The 17,716-nt window shown below is 65.3% G+C and carries 19 protein-coding genes; 9 read left to right on the top strand and 10 right to left on the bottom strand.

Going from position 1 to position 17,716, the window contains the following annotated elements:
- Positions 1–44: 44 nt before the first annotated feature.
- Positions 45–1,316, top strand: coding sequence for a sensor histidine kinase (locus ACCQ16_RS04215; RefSeq protein ID WP_184420361.1), 1,272 nt, complete (start codon positions 45–47; stop codon positions 1,314–1,316).
- A gap of 418 nt (positions 1,317–1,734) precedes the next feature.
- Here ACCQ16_RS04215 and ACCQ16_RS04220 read toward each other — a convergent pair whose 3' ends face one another.
- A complete protein-coding gene (locus ACCQ16_RS04220; RefSeq protein ID WP_014089428.1) occupies positions 1,735–2,436 on the bottom strand; it encodes an SGNH/GDSL hydrolase family protein in 702 nt (233 codons plus the stop codon).
- Positions 2,437–2,617: 181 nt separating this feature from the next.
- Between ACCQ16_RS04220 and ACCQ16_RS04225 the strand changes: the two genes are divergently transcribed.
- The 8 genes from ACCQ16_RS04225 to ACCQ16_RS04260 all read left to right on the top strand — a co-directional run bounded on the left by ACCQ16_RS04225 (position 2,618) and on the right by ACCQ16_RS04260 (position 8,319).
- Complete coding sequence (locus ACCQ16_RS04225) at positions 2,618–2,998, top strand: diacylglycerol kinase (RefSeq protein ID WP_005910722.1); 381 nt, start codon at positions 2,618–2,620, stop codon at positions 2,996–2,998.
- A 96-nt stretch (positions 2,999–3,094) separates the two neighbouring features.
- Complete coding sequence (locus tag ACCQ16_RS04230; RefSeq protein WP_008573598.1) at positions 3,095–3,733, top strand: LemA family protein; 639 nt, start codon at positions 3,095–3,097, stop codon at positions 3,731–3,733.
- Between the two features lie 342 nt (positions 3,734–4,075).
- The gene (locus ACCQ16_RS04235; RefSeq protein WP_218498684.1) at positions 4,076–4,972 is read left to right on the top strand and encodes a TPM domain-containing protein; all 897 of its coding nucleotides are present in this window, start codon (positions 4,076–4,078) and stop codon (positions 4,970–4,972) included.
- Complete coding sequence (locus ACCQ16_RS04240; protein WP_277573158.1) at positions 4,972–5,463, top strand: TPM domain-containing protein; 492 nt, start codon at positions 4,972–4,974, stop codon at positions 5,461–5,463. The genes ACCQ16_RS04235 and ACCQ16_RS04240 overlap by 1 nt, the downstream gene beginning before the upstream one ends.
- A 54-nt stretch (positions 5,464–5,517) precedes the next feature.
- Positions 5,518–6,408 carry a prolipoprotein diacylglyceryl transferase gene (gene lgt / locus ACCQ16_RS04245; RefSeq protein WP_008576385.1) on the top strand — a complete coding sequence of 297 codons (891 nt, stop codon included), beginning with the start codon at positions 5,518–5,520 and terminating at the stop codon, positions 6,406–6,408.
- Positions 6,405–7,199: a thymidylate synthase gene (locus tag ACCQ16_RS04250; RefSeq protein ID WP_218551653.1), complete on the top strand. Its 795-nt coding sequence runs from the start codon at positions 6,405–6,407 to the stop codon at positions 7,197–7,199. Before lgt ends, ACCQ16_RS04250 begins: the two co-directional genes overlap by 4 nt.
- Positions 7,200–7,252: 53 nt before the next feature.
- On the top strand, positions 7,253–7,825 hold the full coding sequence (locus ACCQ16_RS04255; protein WP_127165370.1) for a hypothetical protein: 573 nt from the start codon (positions 7,253–7,255) through the stop codon (positions 7,823–7,825).
- Positions 7,825–8,319 (top strand): dihydrofolate reductase, encoded by a 495-nt coding sequence (locus ACCQ16_RS04260; RefSeq protein WP_127165372.1) that lies wholly within the window; start codon positions 7,825–7,827, stop codon positions 8,317–8,319. The genes ACCQ16_RS04255 and ACCQ16_RS04260 overlap by 1 nt, the downstream gene beginning before the upstream one ends.
- A 51-nt stretch (positions 8,320–8,370) precedes the next feature.
- Here ACCQ16_RS04260 and ACCQ16_RS04265 read toward each other — a convergent pair whose 3' ends face one another.
- The 9 genes from ACCQ16_RS04265 to ACCQ16_RS04305 form a co-directional block, all read right to left on the bottom strand.
- Positions 8,371–9,327: a symmetrical bis(5'-nucleosyl)-tetraphosphatase gene (locus tag ACCQ16_RS04265; protein WP_071118526.1), complete on the bottom strand. Its 957-nt coding sequence runs from the start codon at positions 9,325–9,327 to the stop codon at positions 8,371–8,373.
- Between the two features lie 28 nt (positions 9,328–9,355).
- A complete protein-coding gene (gene apaG, locus ACCQ16_RS04270) occupies positions 9,356–9,739 on the bottom strand; it encodes a Co2+/Mg2+ efflux facilitator ApaG/CorD (RefSeq protein WP_007965232.1) in 384 nt (127 codons plus the stop codon).
- Positions 9,740–9,775: 36 nt separating this feature from the next.
- Positions 9,776–10,564 (bottom strand): 16S rRNA (adenine(1518)-N(6)/adenine(1519)-N(6))-dimethyltransferase RsmA, encoded by a 789-nt coding sequence (gene rsmA / locus ACCQ16_RS04275; protein WP_218498681.1) that lies wholly within the window; start codon positions 10,562–10,564, stop codon positions 9,776–9,778.
- Positions 10,565–10,682: 118 nt separating this feature from the next.
- Positions 10,683–11,654 (bottom strand): 4-hydroxythreonine-4-phosphate dehydrogenase PdxA, encoded by a 972-nt coding sequence (gene pdxA, locus ACCQ16_RS04280; RefSeq protein ID WP_179119420.1) that lies wholly within the window; start codon positions 11,652–11,654, stop codon positions 10,683–10,685.
- Positions 11,655–11,673: 19 nt separating this feature from the next.
- On the bottom strand, positions 11,674–13,065 hold the full coding sequence (locus ACCQ16_RS04285) for a peptidylprolyl isomerase (protein WP_008576397.1): 1,392 nt from the start codon (positions 13,063–13,065) through the stop codon (positions 11,674–11,676).
- The gene (lptD, locus tag ACCQ16_RS04290) at positions 13,062–15,485 is read right to left on the bottom strand and encodes an LPS-assembly protein LptD (RefSeq protein ID WP_074053464.1); all 2,424 of its coding nucleotides are present in this window, start codon (positions 15,483–15,485) and stop codon (positions 13,062–13,064) included. The genes ACCQ16_RS04285 and lptD overlap by 4 nt, the downstream gene beginning before the upstream one ends.
- A 128-nt stretch (positions 15,486–15,613) precedes the next feature.
- Complete coding sequence (locus tag ACCQ16_RS04295; RefSeq protein WP_372380214.1) at positions 15,614–16,522, bottom strand: histone deacetylase family protein; 909 nt, start codon at positions 16,520–16,522, stop codon at positions 15,614–15,616.
- A gap of 38 nt (positions 16,523–16,560) precedes the next feature.
- On the bottom strand, positions 16,561–17,118 hold the full coding sequence (locus tag ACCQ16_RS04300) for a cob(I)yrinic acid a,c-diamide adenosyltransferase (RefSeq protein ID WP_008576403.1): 558 nt from the start codon (positions 17,116–17,118) through the stop codon (positions 16,561–16,563).
- Between the two features lie 3 nt (positions 17,119–17,121).
- Entirely contained in the window at positions 17,122–17,700 is a 579-nt protein-coding gene (locus ACCQ16_RS04305) for a hypothetical protein (RefSeq protein ID WP_008576405.1), read from the bottom strand.
- Positions 17,701–17,716: the final 16 nt, after the last annotated feature.

The following is a 17,716-nucleotide window of genomic DNA, read 5'->3' on the forward strand; positions in this document are numbered from 1 at the left end:
CGGAAGCGTTGCCTATACTCCGGCGCTCTTCCCTGGATGCAGTAATGCCACACGGGCTTCCGAGAAAAATACGTCTCGCCTTCCTGCTGCAGGTCGCGCTGGCGAGCCTGGCGCTGGTGCTGGCCGGGTATCTGGTGTCGTTCGTCATCAAATACAGCCTGGTGCGCACCGTGCTCGCCGACGAGGCCGTGCATTTCTGGCAGATGCAAAAGAGCGTGCCGGACAACCGGCCGCCCAATACTCGCAATATCCAAGGGTATTTTTCGCCCGCCGGCACCGCCGCCGAGGCTGCACCGGCCGCACTGCGCCACCTTTCTCCGGGTTTCAGCGAAGTGGCCGCCGCCGATGCGCTGGTGTATGTCGATCAACGCCCAGAGGGGCGGCTGTATCTGGTGTTTCCGCGCTCGCGGGCGGCGCATCTGACCTTGTGGTTCGGTGTGGTGCCGGCAATCGTGGTGTTGGTGGCGATCTATGGCGTGTCCTGGTTCACCTATCGGGTTTCCAAGCGGCTGGTCTCGCCGATCAGCTGGCTGGCCCGGCGCGTCTCGCATTGGGACCCACGCAACCCGGATGTGGACGAACTGGCTCCGGAGCGGCTGCCTGCCGAATTGCAGGGCGAAACGCGCCAGCTGGCCGCCGCGCTGCATGCGCTGGGGCTGCGCGTCAGCGAGCATGTCGCGCGCGAACGCAATTTCACCCGCGATGCCAGCCATGAATTGCGCACTCCGCTCACGGTGATCCGCGTGGCCAGCGACATGGCCTTGGCCGACGACGAGTTGTCGGCGCGCACGCAGCGCAGCCTGCGTCGCATCCAGCGCGCCGGCCACGATATGGAAGCGGTGATCGATGCCTTCCTGATCCTGGCGCGCGAAGCCGAGATCGACCCGCAGAGCGAAAATTTCGATGTGGCCGAGCTTGCCAGCGAAGAGCTGGAAAGTGCGCGCGAATTGCTTGGCGACAAACCGGTGTCGTTGCGCATGGTCGGCGACCGCAGCCTGCAGATGTTCGCCCCACCCAGGGTCATGCGGGTGGTGCTCAGCAACCTGTTGCGTAACGCCTGCGCTTACACCGATACCGGCAGCATCGAGGTGGAGGTGACCCACGACCGCATCGTGGTCCGCGATACCGGCATTGGCATGAGCGAAGAGGCGCGTGCCCGCGCGTTCGAACCATTCTTCCGCGCCGACCCCAGCCGCCCGCAAGGCACTGGGCTTGGCCTGTCGATCGTCCGTCGGCTATGCGATCGCTTCGGCTGGCGTATCGAACTGCAGAGCCAAGCCGGCGTCGGCACGTCCGTGGCGGTGGTCGTCGCCTGAGGCGTCACTTTGTGGTCCTGGCGCTTGCTGATGACGCCTTGCTGCCGCTCAACAGTCACGCGGCATGGCAGGAAGACGACGACCGGCTGCTGCACGCGCTTGGCTAACCGCTTCGATCACCCTATTTACCGCTCGGCAGCCGGAACGCTCAACGTGGTGCCAACAGTGCGCCGGCGCCTGGGCGTTTGCAGTGCCTTCAGCGACGTTGCAGGTGCTTGGCATTGCCGGTATTTCTTGCCCACACCGCCAATGCGGTCGCCACGTGCCCAAATCGCAGACCCCTACGTCAGTTGTGTGTGGGAACAGGGCCGGCAGGCTGCCGCCACGAAAAAACGCGCTGGCATGGAGCGGCAGCCAACGCCTCCCCTGCAGGCCGGCCGATCCGGCGACAGGCGCGCCGGATCGGCTCGGTTGCGTTCTAGCGTTGTTCCAATACCGGTGCCACGACCTTGCGCCAGATCGCGTAGCCATCGGCCGTCATATGCAGCCTGTCGGCGCGGAACAGTTCTGCGCGCGGTTTGCCGCTGGCATCGAGCATCGGGGTGTAGATGTCGACGAAGTCCACACGCGGCAGCGGGGCTAGCGCGTCCTTGATCAGGCGGTTGGCCTTGATCACGGCCGGCAGCAGTTGCGCGCGCGACGGGCTGGGCTTGATCGACAGATAGCTGATGCGTGCCTCGGGCAGGTCGCGGCGTACACGTGCCACGAATGCCAGCACATCATCGCGCACCTGTTCGGGTGTGCGGCCGCTGTTGAGGTCGTTGTCGCCGGCGTACAGCACGACCTGGCGTGGCGCGTATGGAATCACGATGCGGTCTGCGTACCAGGTGCTGTCGCGCACTTCCGAGCCGCCGAAGCCGCGATTGATCACCGGTTTGCCCGGGAAATCCTGGGCCAATGTCTCCCAGAACCGGATCGATGAACTGCCGACGAACACGATGCCGTGCTTGGGCGGCGGCTGACGCGCGTCGCTCTCGGCGAAGCGTTGCATGTCTTGTTCCCAAGCGGCATTGGAGACCTGCGCCGGCACCGCCGGAGCGGTGTGCAGGGCGTCGGCATACGCATGGCCGGACAGGAGGACTAGGGCGCACAGCACGCTGCGCAGGCGATGGATGGTCATGCAGGAACCTTCAAAGTGAAGCGGGCTGCCATGGTGCGCCAGGCTGGAAGCTGAGGGCAAACCTGCCGGTAGCTGGCGGGGCGGGGCGCCACGGTGCAAGATTCGCACTTTCCCCAGCAGCGACCATGCCATGCGTTTGATTTGTTCCCCTCTTCGCCCATGCGGCAGGACGCACTGACGCATGGCCGATCAATTGGGGCACGTCCCGCGCGGCCCGCGTCGCATGCTCAAGGCGGCGATCTGGTCATGGCAGGGATTGCGCGCGGCGTGGCTGCACGAATCCTCGTTCCGCCTGGAGGTCTGTCTGGCGGCAGTGCTGGTGCCGCTCGGTCTGTGGCTCGGGCAGTCGGGACTCGAGCGCATTGCACTGATTGCACCACTGTTGATCGTGCTGGCGGCCGAACTGCTGAACTCGGCCATCGAAGCGGTGATCGAACGCTACGGCCCGGAACATCACGTATTGGCGGGGCGTGCCAAGGACATGGGCTCGGCGGCGGTGTTCGTGCTGCTGATTAATGTGCTGCTGTGCTGGGGATTGATCCTGTTGCCGCGGCTGTGGTGACGCGCGGCAGGCAGGGCGAGCCGGGCAGGGGCGTGTGCATGCGGGCTTGACCTGGCACGTGGCATGCTCGGGCTCTCTTCCAATGGAATCGCCTGCATGCCTGTCCTGATTCGCGCCTTGGTGTTGCTGATCCTGACCGCGTCGCTGTCCGGTTGCGGCTACAACGCGATCCAGCAGAAGGAAGAGGGCGTCAAGGCCGGTTGGTCGGAGGTGCTCAATCAGTATCAGCGCCGCGCCGATCTGATTCCCAACCTGGTACGCACCGTGCAGGGCTACGCCCAGCAGGAACGCCAGGTCCTGACCGAAGTGACCAATGCGCGTGCGCGCGTCGGCCAGATCCAGGTCAACGCCGATGACGAAGCGTCGTTGAAGCAATTCCAGCAGGCGCAAGGCGAGTTGGGTAGCGCGCTGTCGCGGTTGTTGGTGGTCAGCGAGAACTATCCGCAGCTCAAGTCGGACCAGTCGTTCCGCGATCTGCAGGTGCAGCTGGAAGGCACCGAAAACCGCATCACCGTGGCACGTGGCCGCTATATCCAGACCGTGCAGGACTACAACACCTACATCCGCTCGTTTCCGCAGGTGATCACGGCCAAGATCTTCGGCTACCAGCCCAAGCCCAATTTCAGCGTGGAAAACGAAGCGCAGATCTCGCGCGCCCCGCAGGTGGATTTCGGTAATCAGCAGACGCCGCAGCAGGCACCGCAGCAACAGCCCGCGCCGCAGCCTGTGCAGTAATCAGTTGCTGTGCGTGCACGGCGGTTGTGCAGTCGTCGCTAGCAAGCGCAGTACGCGCGCTGTCGAACGACGCACGGGCACGCGCCAAGGCGATGCGCGCCGAGCCGCACATCAGCACGAATCTGCGGACCAAGCCAACAGACCGTGTCGAGGCGAGAGCTAGCTCTCCCATCGGGGAAGGGCTTGGTGAGGGTAGGTCGCCAGGCTTTGCAGTCGTTCGACCAGCCGCGGATTCGCTTCAGGCGCACACGTTCTCTGTAAGAGGCAATCTCCCGCAGGGAAGAAGCAATCGCAAAACCCCGCGCTGATGGACGATCGGCGCGCATCAGGTAGGAGTTGGCAATGCGACGAATGTGTTTGCGAGTGGTGTGGATGATGGCGTTGCTGCTGCCGGCATCGCTGCTGGCGCAGGAGTTGGCTGCCATCCCGCCGCTGCGCTCGCCGGTGGTCGACGTCACCGGCACCCTGGATGCGGCGCAGATCCAGCAACTCGAGCAACAGGCGCTGGCCTTGCAGCAGCGCAAGGGCGCGCAGTTGCAGATTTTGATCGTGCCGACCACGCAGCCGGAAGCGATCGAGCAATACACCCAGCGCGTGTTCGACCAATGGAAGATCGGTCGCAAGGGCGTGGACGACGGCGTGCTGCTGCTGGTGGCCAAGGACGACCGCCGCGTCCGCATCCAGCCGGGTTACGGCCTGGAAGGCGCCATTCCGGACATCACCGCCAACCGCATCATCCAGGAGTATCTGGCGCCGCGCTTCCGTGAGGGCGATTACGCTGGCGGCATCACGGCGGCGACCGCAACCCTGGCCGGCCTGATCGAGGGCGAGGCCCTGCCGGCGCCGGTCAGCGGGCATGCCGAGGGCGGCAACGGCGCGGGCGGCGGTGGCTGGATCATGGCGCTGTTCATCGGCTTCGTGGTGGCCACGGTGGCGCGAGGCATCCTGGGCGCGCTACCGCGCCCGCTGCGCGCCGTGCTGACCGGCGTTGCCGCCGGCGGTGCGGCGTTGCTGTTGACGTCGTTGCTGTTGGCCAGTGCGGGCGCGGCGCTGATCGGCCTGCTGGCCGGCCTGTCCTCCGGCTCGCCCGGCCGCTTTGTCGGTGGCGGAGGCTGGGGCGGCGGCTTCGGCGGCTTCGGTGGATTTGGCGGCGGCGGCCGCGGCGGTTTCGGCGGCGGTGGTGGCTGGGGCGGTGGCGGCGGGTCATCAGGAGGCGGTGGCGCCTCGGGGAGCTGGTAATGCGGTGGCTCAGGCATATCTTCGCGCCCTCGGCGCAGCGCACTTTTCCAGCCGCATGCATGGACGCCATTGCGGCGGCGGTGACCGCGAGCGAGCGCTCGCATACCGGCCAGATCATGGTCGCGGTCGAGGCCGACCTGCCGCTGGAGGCGTTGTGGCGCGGGCACAGCGCGCGGCAGCGCGCCGAGCAGGCCTTCGCCCAGCTGCGGACCTGGGATACCGAAGCCAACAACGGGGTGCTGATCTACCTGCTGCTGGCCGACCACGCCATCGAGGTGGTGGCAGACCGCGGTCTGCGCAGCCGGGTGCCGGAAGCGCGCTGGGCAGAGGTGTGCCGGCGCATGCAGCAATTCCTGCGCGAAGGCCAGCACGAAGCGGCTGTCCTGGCCGGCATCGAGGCGGTGACCGAGCTGGTGGCCGAGCAGTTCCCGGCCACAGACGGCGCGCAGCATGAAGACGAGCTACCTGACCGGCCGCGGATTTTAGGCTGAGCGCGTGCGAGGTGTCAGAATAGCGGCCTCGCTTGTTTGTGATACGCGGTCCGCATGATCTATCTGCACGCCATCGACCCCATCGCCTTCTCGCTCGGCCCGGTGCAGGTGCACTGGTACGGCTTGATGTATTTGGCGGCGTTTTTCTCGGCCTGGGCGCTGGGCCGTTCGCGCATCCTGCGCGGTCGCCTGCCCGGGGTAGACATGGATGGTTTTTCCGACCTGCTGTTCTACGGCATGCTCGGCGTGGTGTTGGGCGGGCGCATCGGCTACATGCTGTTCTATGCGTTCGAGACCTTCCTGGCCAACCCGCTGATCCTGTTCAAGGTCTGGGAAGGCGGCATGAGCTTCCACGGCGGCCTGCTTGGCGTGTTGATCGCCTGCTGGCTGTGGGCGCGCAAGCACCGGTTGCACTTCTTCGATGTGATGGACTTTGTCGCCCCGCTGGTGCCGCTGGGTCTTGGTTTCGGGAGGCTCGGCAATTTCGTCGGCGGCGAATTGTGGGGCAAATTCACCCAGGCCGGCTGGGGCGTGATCTTTCCGCACGCGCCGGAACTGGCGGACCGGTTGCCCGCGCAGATCCAGGCGCAGTACGCCGCCGGCGCGTTGAACCAGTTCGCACGCCACCCATCGCAGCTCTATGAAGCTGCACTGGAAGGCGTGGTGATGTTCGTGGTGTTGTGGACGTTCTCCATGAAGCCGCGCTCACGGTATGCGGTCTCTGGCCTGTTTGCATTGCTGTATGGCGTGTTCCGTTTCATCGTCGAATTCGTGCGCGTGCCCGACGCGCCGATCGGCTACCTGGCCTTCAATTGGCTGACGATGGGCCAGATTCTGAGCCTGCCGTTGATTGCGGTTGGCCTGGTGCTGCTGGCGATGTCGCGCCGCGCGCCGGTGTTGCAGCCGGTGCTGCCGGCGCCCGCAGGCGTGGAGGCTGCCAAGTGAAGCCGTACCTGGAGTTGTTGCAGCATGTACTGGAACACGGTGCAGAGAAGTCAGACCGCACCGGTACCGGCACGCGCAGCGTGTTCGGCTGGCAGATGCGCTTCGATCTCAACGACGGCTTCCCGTTGGTGACCACCAAGAAGCTGCACCTGCGCTCGATCATCCATGAGTTGCTGTGGTTCCTGAAGGGCGACACCAATATCGGCTACCTCAGCGACAACCAGGTACGCATCTGGGACGAGTGGGCCGACGACAACGGCGATCTCGGTCCGGTGTACGGCAAGCAGTGGCGGCGCTGGACCGGCCCGGACGGTGTCGAAATCGACCAGATGCAGTGGCTGGTGGATGAAATCAAGCGCAATCCGGATTCGCGTCGGCTGGTGATCAGCGCCTGGAATGTCGGCGAGCTGCCGCAGATGGCGCTGATGCCGTGCCACAGCCTGTTCCAGTTCTATGTGGTGAACGGCAAGCTCAGTTGCCAGCTCTATCAGCGCAGCGGCGACATCTTCCTGGGCGTGCCGTTCAATATCGCCAGCTATGCGCTGCTGACGCACATGGTGGCGCAGGCTACCGGCCTGGGCGTTGGCGATTTCGTGCACACGCTGGGCGATGCGCACCTGTATTCCAATCATTTCGAGCAGGCACGCGAGCAGCTGACGCGCACGCCGCGCGCGCTGCCCACCTTGCGTTTGAATCCCGAGGTCACCGACCTGTTCGGGTTCCGCTTCGAAGACATCGCCATCGAAGGTTATGACCCGCATCCGGCGATCAAGGCGCCGGTGGCGGTGTAATTAAGGTCAGTCAAGGAGGGCATATGACTAGTGGTTGGTCTTCACGAATCGGAATGGTCGTACTGCTTGTTGTAGCTAATTGCTTCGGCTCAATAGAGGTTTTCGCAGCAAAGCTGACCTCGCTGACGCCACTCGAGCAATCGCGCGCCTTCTATCAGCAGTTATTGGCGCCGACGCTTACAAAGAATTTAACTTCTAAATATCTAGCTGAGCTTGAAACGCAGCTGGAAGAGGAAATGCAAGATCGCTGGAAAGGGGGTTGCCCTGAGATGCGCCCCGCAATTCGCTCCGAGCTGGAAAAACAAATGCGGCCATCGCTGCAAGAATTATTTGATCGCCCCTGGCTTGGCGACACAATGGCCCCCTTGATCCTTTCTGCGACTACGGATTCGCAACGTTTGATGATTGCTACGGCACTGGATACCAATAATAGGGAGCTAGCATCATTCCTGATGGGGAAAACCAGTTTTGACTCTGTGACGCCGGGTAAGGTTGACGAAGTCATAGCATTGAAAGTGCAAGAAGCTATGCCTGGATTAGTGTCTAGGATGAATAGTATTTTTGCAGCGTTAAGGCCTATTACCGATCAATGCGATGCACGTTTAACCAGCGGTACTTTCAAGTGATGAAACTGACCCTGGTCGTGGCCTTCGACCGCAACAACGCCATCGGTCGCGATAACGAGCTGCCGTGGAAGCTGCCCGATGATCTCAAGCGCTTCAAGGCGCTGACGCTGGGCAAGCCAATCCTGATGGGGCGCAAGACGGCGCAGTCGCTGGGGCGTGCGTTGCCGGGGCGGTTGAATCTGGTGCTGACCCGCTCGGGGCAGGTGCCGTTCGACGGCATGCAGGCGGTCGCATCGGTGGAGCAGGCGATCGAACGCGCCGTGCAGGAGGGGGCGCAGGAGCTGTGCGTGATCGGTGGCGGGGAGGTGTATCGCCTGACCATGGAACGCGCCGATCTGCTGGCCGTGACCGAAGTGGACACCGCGGTGGATGGCGCCGATACGCACTTCCCGCCGATCGACCCTGCGGTGTGGTCGCCGGCGAGGCGCGAGTTACATGCTGCCGACGCCCGGCATGCCCATGCGTTTTCGTTCGTGGACTACGAACGCCGCTGAGCGATGCAGTGTCGCGCCCGGCACCGCGATGGCGACGGGCGCCTCGCGCGCTCAGTCCTGTGGCGTATCGACTGACGGCTTGGGGCCGGCCGCTGCGCTCCCCGCATTGCCGCGGTTGCCGCGCGAGCGCTGACGCCCCTGACGCTCACGTGGACGCCGCGGTGCGCGTGCGACCGGTGCCGGCCCGGTCACTTCCCGTCCGGGCACCTGCACCACGCGCAGCTCATCGCTATCCAGCTGCAACGCCGTCAGCTTGCCGCCCCAGACCGCGCCGGTATCGATCGCATGCACACCCTGGGTGATCGTCAGGCCCAGTGCGGACCAATGCCCGCAGACGATCTTCAGGTCGCGCTCGACCCGTCCCGGCACTTCGAACCAGGGATACAGGCCCTGCGCCTGCGTCCCCGGCGTGCCCTTGTCGTCGGTGGCGATGCGCCCACGCGGGGTGCAATAGCGCATGCGGGTGAACAGATTGATGATGGCGCGGCTGCGGTCGTAGCCGCTCAGGCCCGGCGACCAGCCCGGCTGGTCGCCGTACATATTGCGCAGCAGCTTGCGATAGCCGCCGCCCTGCAGTTGCTGCTCGACCTCGCGTGCATGCTTTTCGGCCATCTGCGTGGTCCACTTCGGCGCCAGCCCGGCATGGATCATCATCCAGCCCAGGGTGCGGTCCACGTGCGCCAGCTTCTGCATGCGTAGCCAGTCCAGCAACGCATCGCGATCTTCGGCCATCACGATGCGCAGCAGATCCGGGTTGACCTTGCGCTGCTCTTCTTCCGAACGCGCACCGATCGCCAGCAGCGACAGGTCGTGATTGCCCAGCACCACCACGCTGTGCGCGCGCAGGGAATGCACCAGGCGCAGCGTTTCCAGCGATTGCCCGCCGCGGTTGACCAGATCGCCGCAGAACCACAGCGTGTCCTGGGCGGGGTCGAAATTGATCTTCTCCAGCAACCGCTGGGTGATGTCGTAGCACCCTTGCAGGTCGCCGATGGCCCAGACGCTCATTGCGCGCGCTCCCTTACTCCGGCATTCATCAGTGCAGCGTCCTGGGCACGCTCAGCACGAAGGCGGCGATCGGGGCGATAAATTCGGTGCCATCGTCGGCCACCATGTCGTAGTGGCCTTGCATCTGTCCCTGCTCGGTCTCCAGCAGTACGCCGGAGGTGTAATGGAAAGCTTCGCCCGGTCGCAGCCACGGCTGTTCGCCGACCACGCCTTCGCCATCCACCTGCTCGGTGCGCCCGTTGCCATCGGTGATCTGCCAATGACGCGCGATCAGGCGCGCAGGCACCGCGCCCGCATTCTGGATGCGGATGCTGTAGGCAAAGGCGTAGCGGCCTTCGTCCGGGGTGGATTGATGGGCGAGGAAGCGGGGCGATACCTCGACCTCGACGCGGTAGCGCGGATCATCTTGCATGGCGAAAGTCTAAATAAAACGGTGTGGGAGCGGCGCTCAAGCCAGCTCGACATTGGCCAGCCGGATGAAATCCGCGACCTCCAGTTGTTCGGCGCGTGCATCCGGGCGCACCTGCGCGGCGTCGAAATGGGCCGGTTCGCAAATGGTGGACAAGGCATTGCGCAGGGTCTTGCGGCGCTGCCCGAACCCGGCGCGCACCACATCGGCGAAGCGGCGGCGGTCGTTGATCTGCACCGTGGCCGGGTCGCGCGGCACCAGCCGCACCACGGCCGAGTCCACCTTCGGCGGCGGCCGGAATGCGCCCGGCGGCACCACGAACAGCGCAGTCACCTCGCAATACGCCTGCAGCATCACGCTGAGCCGTCCGTACACCTTGCTGCCGGGGCCGGCGGCCATGCGGTCGACCACTTCCTTTTGCAGCATGAAATGCATGTCGGTCACGGCAGCGGCATGGTCCAGCGCATGGAACAGGATCGGCGAGGAGATGTTGTAGGGCAGGTTGCCGACCAGGCGGATCGGCGTGCCGTTGGCCAGTGCAGTGAAATCCACGCTGAGCACATCGCGGTGGATGATGCTCAGCGCGCCGATCGGGGCCGCCGCTTCGGTCAACGGCGCGATCAGGTCGCGATCGAATTCGATCACGGTCAGCGCGCCATGCCTGCGCAGCAACGGAAAGGTGATGGCACCCTGGCCCGGGCCGATCTCGACCAGATGCTGGCCGGCGCGCGGGTCTACCGCCTGCACGATGCGGTCGATGTAATACCGGTCGGCAAGAAAGTGCTGGCCAAGCGACTTCTTGGCCGGTGCGCTGAAAGAAGAATTCATCTGCGCAGTTTAACGGAGGCCGCGCCTGCACGCGGTGTCGTTCGCGTGCCCGCCTGGCCTGGCGGATCGGCAGCGTGCGCCATGCGGCATCCCCGCGCCGAGCCAAGCACGCGTGGTGTTAGCGGCGCGCCGCCAATCGGGCGCACAACGCAGTGGCTGCCATCAGGCTGGAGGGGTCTGCGATTCCGCGGCCGGCCAGTTCCAGCGCAGTACCGTGATCCACCGCCACGCGCGGGTAGGGCAGGCCCAGGGTGATATTTACAGCCTGCTCGAAGCCGCTGTACTTGAGCACCGGCAGGCCCTGGTCGTGATACATCGCCACCACCGCGTCGAAACCGCGCAGTTTCTGCGGCAGGAACGCGGTGTCCGCCGGCAGCGGGCCGATCAGCTGCATGCCCTCGCCGCGCAGCTGCTCGAGCACCGGAATGACGATATCCAGTTCCTCGCGGCCCAGGTGACCGTCTTCGCCGGCATGCGGGTTGAGGCCGAGCACGGCGATGCGCGGGTGCTCCAGGCCGAAGTCGCGCTGCATCGCTGCATGGGTGATGCGCAGGCATTGCAGCAGCGCATCGGCGGTGATCGCATCGGCCACCGCACGCAGTGGCAGATGGGTTGTCACCAGCGCAACGCGCACGATGCTGTTGGCCAGCATCATCACCACCGGGCAACCGGCTTGTTCGGCCAGCAGTTCGGTGGTGCCGGTGTAAGCAATGCCGCCGGCGTTGATCACTGCCTTGTGCACCGGGCCAGTGACGATTCCCTGCAGGCGGCCGGCGAGGCAGTCGCCCGCGGCGCTGCGCAGGCCGGCGATCACTGCTGCCGCATTGGCCGGGTCGGGTGCGCCCAAACGCGTGGCCACGGCCTGGCGAACGGGATGCAGCGGCAGGTCGCCGGGCGCACGTGCCGGCTGGTCGGGATCGAGCAGCCGTACAGGCAACGACAGCGCCGTTGCGGCGCTGTGCAGGGTATCTGGGTCGGCGTAGGCAATCAGATGCGCGTCCGAGCGCGGCTGCTGCGCAAGCCGGATACAAAGCTCCGGCCCGATTCCGGCCGGCTCGCCTGGCACCAGCGCGAGCGACGGGACCATCATGCTATCCGGCTGCCCGGTCTCAGCGCGTCGGCTTTGCCGGCGGCGGCGAGGGCGCTGCCGGGTCTGCCGATTTGGCCGGAGCGGCAGTGGCATTGTCATCGGCGCGGTCGCCGGTGCGGTAGCTCACGTACGCTTCGCCACGCAGTTCCTGCAGATAGCGGTTGTACTCTTCTTCCAGCTTGCGGCGACCGATGGTTTCACGCACCTGCGCGCGCTGGTTCTCGGCGCTGACGTCGGTCTGGCGGCTGCCGACGCGCTGCACGATGTGCCAGCCCGCCTGGGTCCGGAACGGTTCGGAGACTGCGCCGTCGGTCAGGCTTTCGACCTGCTTGCCGAAGTCCGGGCCGAACGCATCGGCGGGGAACCAGCCCAGATCGCCACCCTGACCGCGGCTGTTGGTGTCCTCGGAGGACTCCTTGGCCGTCGCCTGGAAATCGGCACCACCAACGATGCGCGCGCGAATCGTATCGATCTTGGCCTTGGCCTGCGCCTCGGTCTGGTTCTCGCCGATCCGCACCAGGATGTGGCGTGCGTGGTACTCGGTGACCATCTTCTTTTCGCCGCCGGCATTGGCGTCGCGCATTTCCACCAGCTTGAGCAACTGGAAGCCACTCGGGCCGCGCAGCGGTCCGGCCACCTGGCCGGGCTGCATGTCGCGGATCAGCTGCGCAAATGCGTTCGGGATTTCATCCAGGCTGCGCCAGCCCAGATCGCCGCCTTCCAGCGCATTGGGGCTATCGGAATAACGCACCGCAGCGGCCGAAAAATCCAGCTCGCCCTTGTCGATCAAGGCTTTGACGCCATCGACCTTCTTCTGGCCGGTGGCGATCTGCTCGGCAGTTGCCCCTTCCGGCAAGCCGATCAGGATGTGCGCCAGGTGGTACTGGCTACCGGTGGCGGCCTGTTGGGCCAGTGCGGTATCCACTTCGCCTTCGCTCACGCTGATGCGGCTCTGCGCAAAGCTCTGGCGCAGGCGCTGCACGATGATCTCGTCGCGCACCGATGCGCGGAAATCGGCGTAGCCCATCCCGTCGGCTGCCAGCTTCTGGCGCAGGCCGTCCACGGTCGTGCCGTTCTGCTGGGCGATGCTGGCGATGGCGCGGTTGAGTTCTTCGTCGCTGACGCGGATACCGTTGCCATCGGCACGGCTGACCTGCAGCTTGACCAGCACCAGGCGCTCAAGCACCTGCCGCTGCAGCACATCGTCTGGCGGCAGCTGGTTTTCGCGACCGGCATACTGCGACTTGACGTTGCGTACGGCGCGATCGAGCTCGCTCTGCAGCACCACGTCTTCGTCGACGATGGCAGCGATGCGATCCAGCGGCTGGGATTGCTGTGCCGAGGCCAACGGCGAAACCGTGCTGGTGATGGCCAGCAGCGAGGCAAGAACAACAGAGAAAGGCTTGGTCATGGAATCAGGTTCGGATCGTAATCGTCCGGATTGGTCGTGGTGTTGCTGGGCGGGACCAGGTAGAGGTCGTCGCGGTAATAGCCGAGAATAGCACGGCGCAAAGTGCGGTCCGTGTTCTGCCCGAACGAGCTCAAGCCCTTCAGCACGAACTCAATCTGGATCGAGTTGTCCATCTCGCCGTCGCGGTTGCGCACGAACCGGCGCACCAGCCCGCGTACCGCCAGGCAGCAGCTGTCCCATTGCACGCCACCGATGATTTCCAGCGGCTTGCGGTCCAGCAGCGAGTAGTAGTACCGACCGACCGCGCTCCAGCTGGGGTTGATCGGGTACAGGAAGGAGAAATCGGCCTGCTTGAGCTGGTCGCTGTTGTCGGTGAGGTTGCGACGGTAGCGATACGCCAGGTTGATGATGCCGTCGTTGTTGAGCAGGTAGCGCGTGCGCAGGCTGGCCAGATCTTCCTTGCGCGAGTTCGGGTTCCACTGGTAGGTGGCGCCCATCGACCAGCGGTCGTTGATCATGTAGTTGGCGTCGGCCACCCAGGCGGACTTGCCCTGCTCGACGGTCTGCTCGCTGCCGGCTGCCGAGTTGTTGCTGTTGTTGATGGTGACCAGCGAGTCGCTGAAGTACAGGATCTGGCCCGCGCTCAGCGAGAGCTTTTCGCGGCCGTCGTCCTGGCGCAGCCAGCGCGAGGTCACTGCCAGGGTCAGCTGGTTGGCATCGTTCTGGCGGTCGGCGCCGGTATAGCGAGTGTCGCGGAACAGCTGCCCGTAGCTGAAGGTGAACGGACGGGTGTCGAACACCGGCAGATCGTCCTGGTCGCGGTACGGCACGTACAGGTAGTACATGCGCGGCTCCAACGTATTGAGATAGTTGGTGCCAAACAGCGAGGTTTCGCGATCGAAGTACAGACCGGCGTCCAGCGAGGCGATCGGCAGGCTGCGCGTGGGCGTGCGGTTGCCGGTCAGCGGTGCGGTATCGGCCAGCGTGGAATCCAGCTGGTACGCGGTGTAGCGCCACGCCACGGTGGGCGTCAGGAACCATGCTGCGCCCGACAGCGGCATCGAGATGTACGGCTTGACGTCCAGGCGCGCGCCGCTGCCGTATTGCTTGTTGCGGATATTGGTACGGACGTACTCGTCGCCATTGTTGTTGTTGGCGTTCGGGATGAAATTCACCTGGTACGAATCGTCGTGGGTGAAGCGCACCGCCTCGGCATAGATACCGGCCTCGAAAATGCCCAGCGGCTTTTCCCAGGTGAAATACGCGCGCGGCTGCCGGTTATAGGGCAGGGCCTGCTCGTCCAGCGTGTAGTCGGTGAGCTGCCAACGGTCGGCCATCAGGCCCGCGGTCCAGGTCTCGCCGGTGCCGTAGATGCCCACGGTGCTCTGCAGGCTGGAGGCCGAGCCCATGCCGTTGATGCGGCTGGTGAAATCTTCCACGTAGCGCGTGTCGCTGACCCAGGAGATGCTGCTGCGCGCCTGCCAATTGCTGTTGACGTTGTGGTAGCCGCTGTAGAACACGCTGCCACGGTCCTTGTCGCGCAACTTGTCGTTGGGCAGGTAGTTGCCGGTGACTTCGCCGCGACCGCCCTCGTACAGGTAGCGGAATTCGGTGCCGAACATGAAACCGCGCTTGCTCATGTAGCGCGGCAACAACGTGGCGTCGTAGTTCGGCGCCAGGTTCAGATAGATCGGCTGCAGGTAGTCGAAGCCGTTACGGCCGGACAGACCGAATTGCGGAAACAGCAGGCCGGTCTGGCGGCGGTCGTCGATCGGGAACTTGAACCACGGGAAGTACAGCACCGGCACCTTGCCGATCTGCAGCACCGCGTTGCGCGCGGTACCGAAACCTTCCTCGTTGTCGACGTCGATCTCCGGCGCGCGAACGCGCCAGATCGGCTGGGAGGGGTCGCAGGTGGTGTACGTGGACCGATGCATCTGCCCGACCTGGCCCTGCAGGTCCACCGATTCGGCGTCGCCATTGCCGCGGCGCTCCACCAACTGGTACTGGATGTTGGTGACCTTGTGGGTGTCGGTGTCCTGATTGCCCTCGGCGCGGTCGGCGACCATGCGGAAAGAGGTGTCCTGGTAGCGGACATTGCCTTCGGCGATGTAGTTGCCGGTTTCGGTGTCCATGCGCAGGTTGTCGGCACCCAGGAACTGGTCGCCGCGCTTCAACGCAACATTGCCTTGGTATTGCGGGGTGGTGCTGGTGCCGGAGAGTTGGTCGCCTTCGATGTCGGTCGGCAACTGCTGGCGCATTTCTGCGGCCTTGGGGTCGGCGGCGGGGGCGCCGTCGAAGCCGGGTAGCGGGTCTACGGCCGGGCACAGTCCCCAGTTCAACGGCTTGTCGGCAGCCATGGCCGGGAGGCAGATGGCGATGCTCAAAGGCAGGGGCAGCAGGCGGAGAGCTCGGCGCACGCGTGGGTTCAACCAATAAAATGGCGACTAGCTTGCCGCATACCCCGCATAGGGGCAATGAAAAGCGCCGGCGCCGGGAGGGCGAGGTTCATCGCACTCGGTGACGCGACCGGCGCCCTGGCCGGGGTTCAGCGCAGCGCTGCCACGTGCGCCACGCTGCTTTCGCGCAGCGCCTGCAGGTCGTAGCCGCCTTCCAGCATCGAGACCACGCGGCCGCGTGCATGGCGGTCGGCGAGGGTGCGCAGCGCGCCGGTGAGCCAGGCGAAATCGTCGTCGTCCAGCATCAGGTCGGCCAGTGGGTCGCGCAGATGCGCATCGAAGCCGGCGGAGATCAGGATCAATTGCGGGCGGAAGGCATCGACGAGCGGCAGCATCTCGTCTTCCCAGACATTACGGAAGCGCAGCCCGTCGCTGCCCGGTGGCAGCAGCAGGTTGTGGATATTGCCGACGCCGCGCTCGTACACGCTGCCCGAATGCGGATACAGCCCGGACTGGTGGGTGCTCAGGTACTGCACGGTGGGGTCGCGTTCGAAGATCGCCTGGGTGCCGTTACCGTGATGGACGTCGAAATCCACGATGGTGATGCGTTCCAGCCCATGCCGGTCGCGGGCGTGGGCGGCGGCCAAGGCGATGTTGTTGAACAGGCAAAATCCCATCGACACCTGTGCGGTGGCGTGGTGACCGGGCGGACGCACGGCGCAGAAGGCGGTGCGGGCCTGGTCCTGCATCACCGCATCGACCGCGGCGATGCCGGCGCCTGCGGCGCGCAAGGCGGCCGCGCGCGAGGCCGGCACCATGCGTGTATCCACGTCCAGCTGACGATAGCCGTCGAAGGCGGTTTCCAGCACCGCATCCACCTGCTCGCGCTCGTGCACGCGGCACAGGTCGCCCAGCTTGGCCAACGGCGCTTCGCGCCAGTCCAGATCTGGGAATGCGCCGCGCAGGGCCTGGACGACCGCTTCCAGGCGGGCGGGGCTCTCCGGGTGCTCAGGGCCGGCGTCGTGACCGAGGCAGGCGGGATGGGTAAAGACCAACATGGGGCAACTCTAGCCTCTGTGCCGACCCGGGCACATGCTCAACCGCGTCGGCGGTCGTGCCGCCACAGGACTTCCTGCCGACCATCGGCACGCGCCAGCACGCGCGCCAACACGAACAGCAGGTCGGACAAGCGGTTGAGATAGCCGATCGCCTCGCTGCGTACCGCTTCCTGGCGCGACAGCGCAACGGTCTCGCGCTCGGCCCGGCGCACGATGGTGCGGGCCAGATGGCAGCGCGCGGCGGCCTCACCGCCGGCCGGCAAGATGAATTCCTGCAGTGCGGGCAGCGTCTGGTTGAAGGCGTCCAGCTGCGTCTCCAGCGCCTGGATGTCGGCCGCGTCGATGGCCGCGTGGCCGGGGATGCAGAGCTCGCCGCCCAGGTCGAACAACTGGTGCTGCACGGTGGTCAGCAGTGCGGCGATCGGCTCCGGCACACCGGGGGCGGCCAGCAGCACGCCGATGGCCGAATTGGCTTCGTCCACGGTGCCGTAGGCATTGACGCGCAACGCATCCTTGCCGGTCCGGCTGCCGTCGCCCAGGCCGGTGCTGCCGTCGTCGCCGGTCCGCGTATAGATACGAGAGAGTCGATTGCCCATGGCTTAGCCGGCGTAGGGCTGGCGACGCGGTGCGGACAGGCGCTCGGCAGCCACCTGGATCACCGCGGCGGCCGCCACGTACAGCGCGGCACTGCGCAGATAGGGCCCCAGCCAGTCGGTGTAATTCTTGAACCAGCCGGCCACGGTCGGGTCGGCCACGCTGGCGCTGATCCAGTAGAAGCTGCCCTGGGCGATCAGCTGGCACAACGCCACGGCGATCAGCAGGGCCGGCACCAGCCGCGCCAGCGCGCTCCACTGTGCGCCATGATAGTGCCGGCGCAGCCACATGCCGCCGGCCCACAGCGCGAAATACGCCGGGATCAGGCACCAGTAGGCCGGCGACACGCAGTAGTGCTGCCAGAAGCTCAGGCCCTGGCCGGTGATCACCAGCCAGTCCACCGCCACGGCCAGCAGCATCAGCAGTGGAAATGCCAGCTTGGTGCGCGCAGCCAGATGAAATCCGCCGATGAAGAACACCGCCCAGGACGCATCCGGAACCGGCGCGAAGTGATTGATCCGCGTGGCTGCCATCAATACGGCGAGCAGACTCAGAATCAGGGTGTCGTGCGAGCGAGAAGTCATGCGCGGAGCGGGCCGG

It is taken from the genome of Xanthomonas sp. NCPPB 1062, from assembly GCF_041481705.2.
Classification (GTDB): domain Bacteria; phylum Pseudomonadota; class Gammaproteobacteria; order Xanthomonadales; family Xanthomonadaceae; genus Xanthomonas; species Xanthomonas euvesicatoria.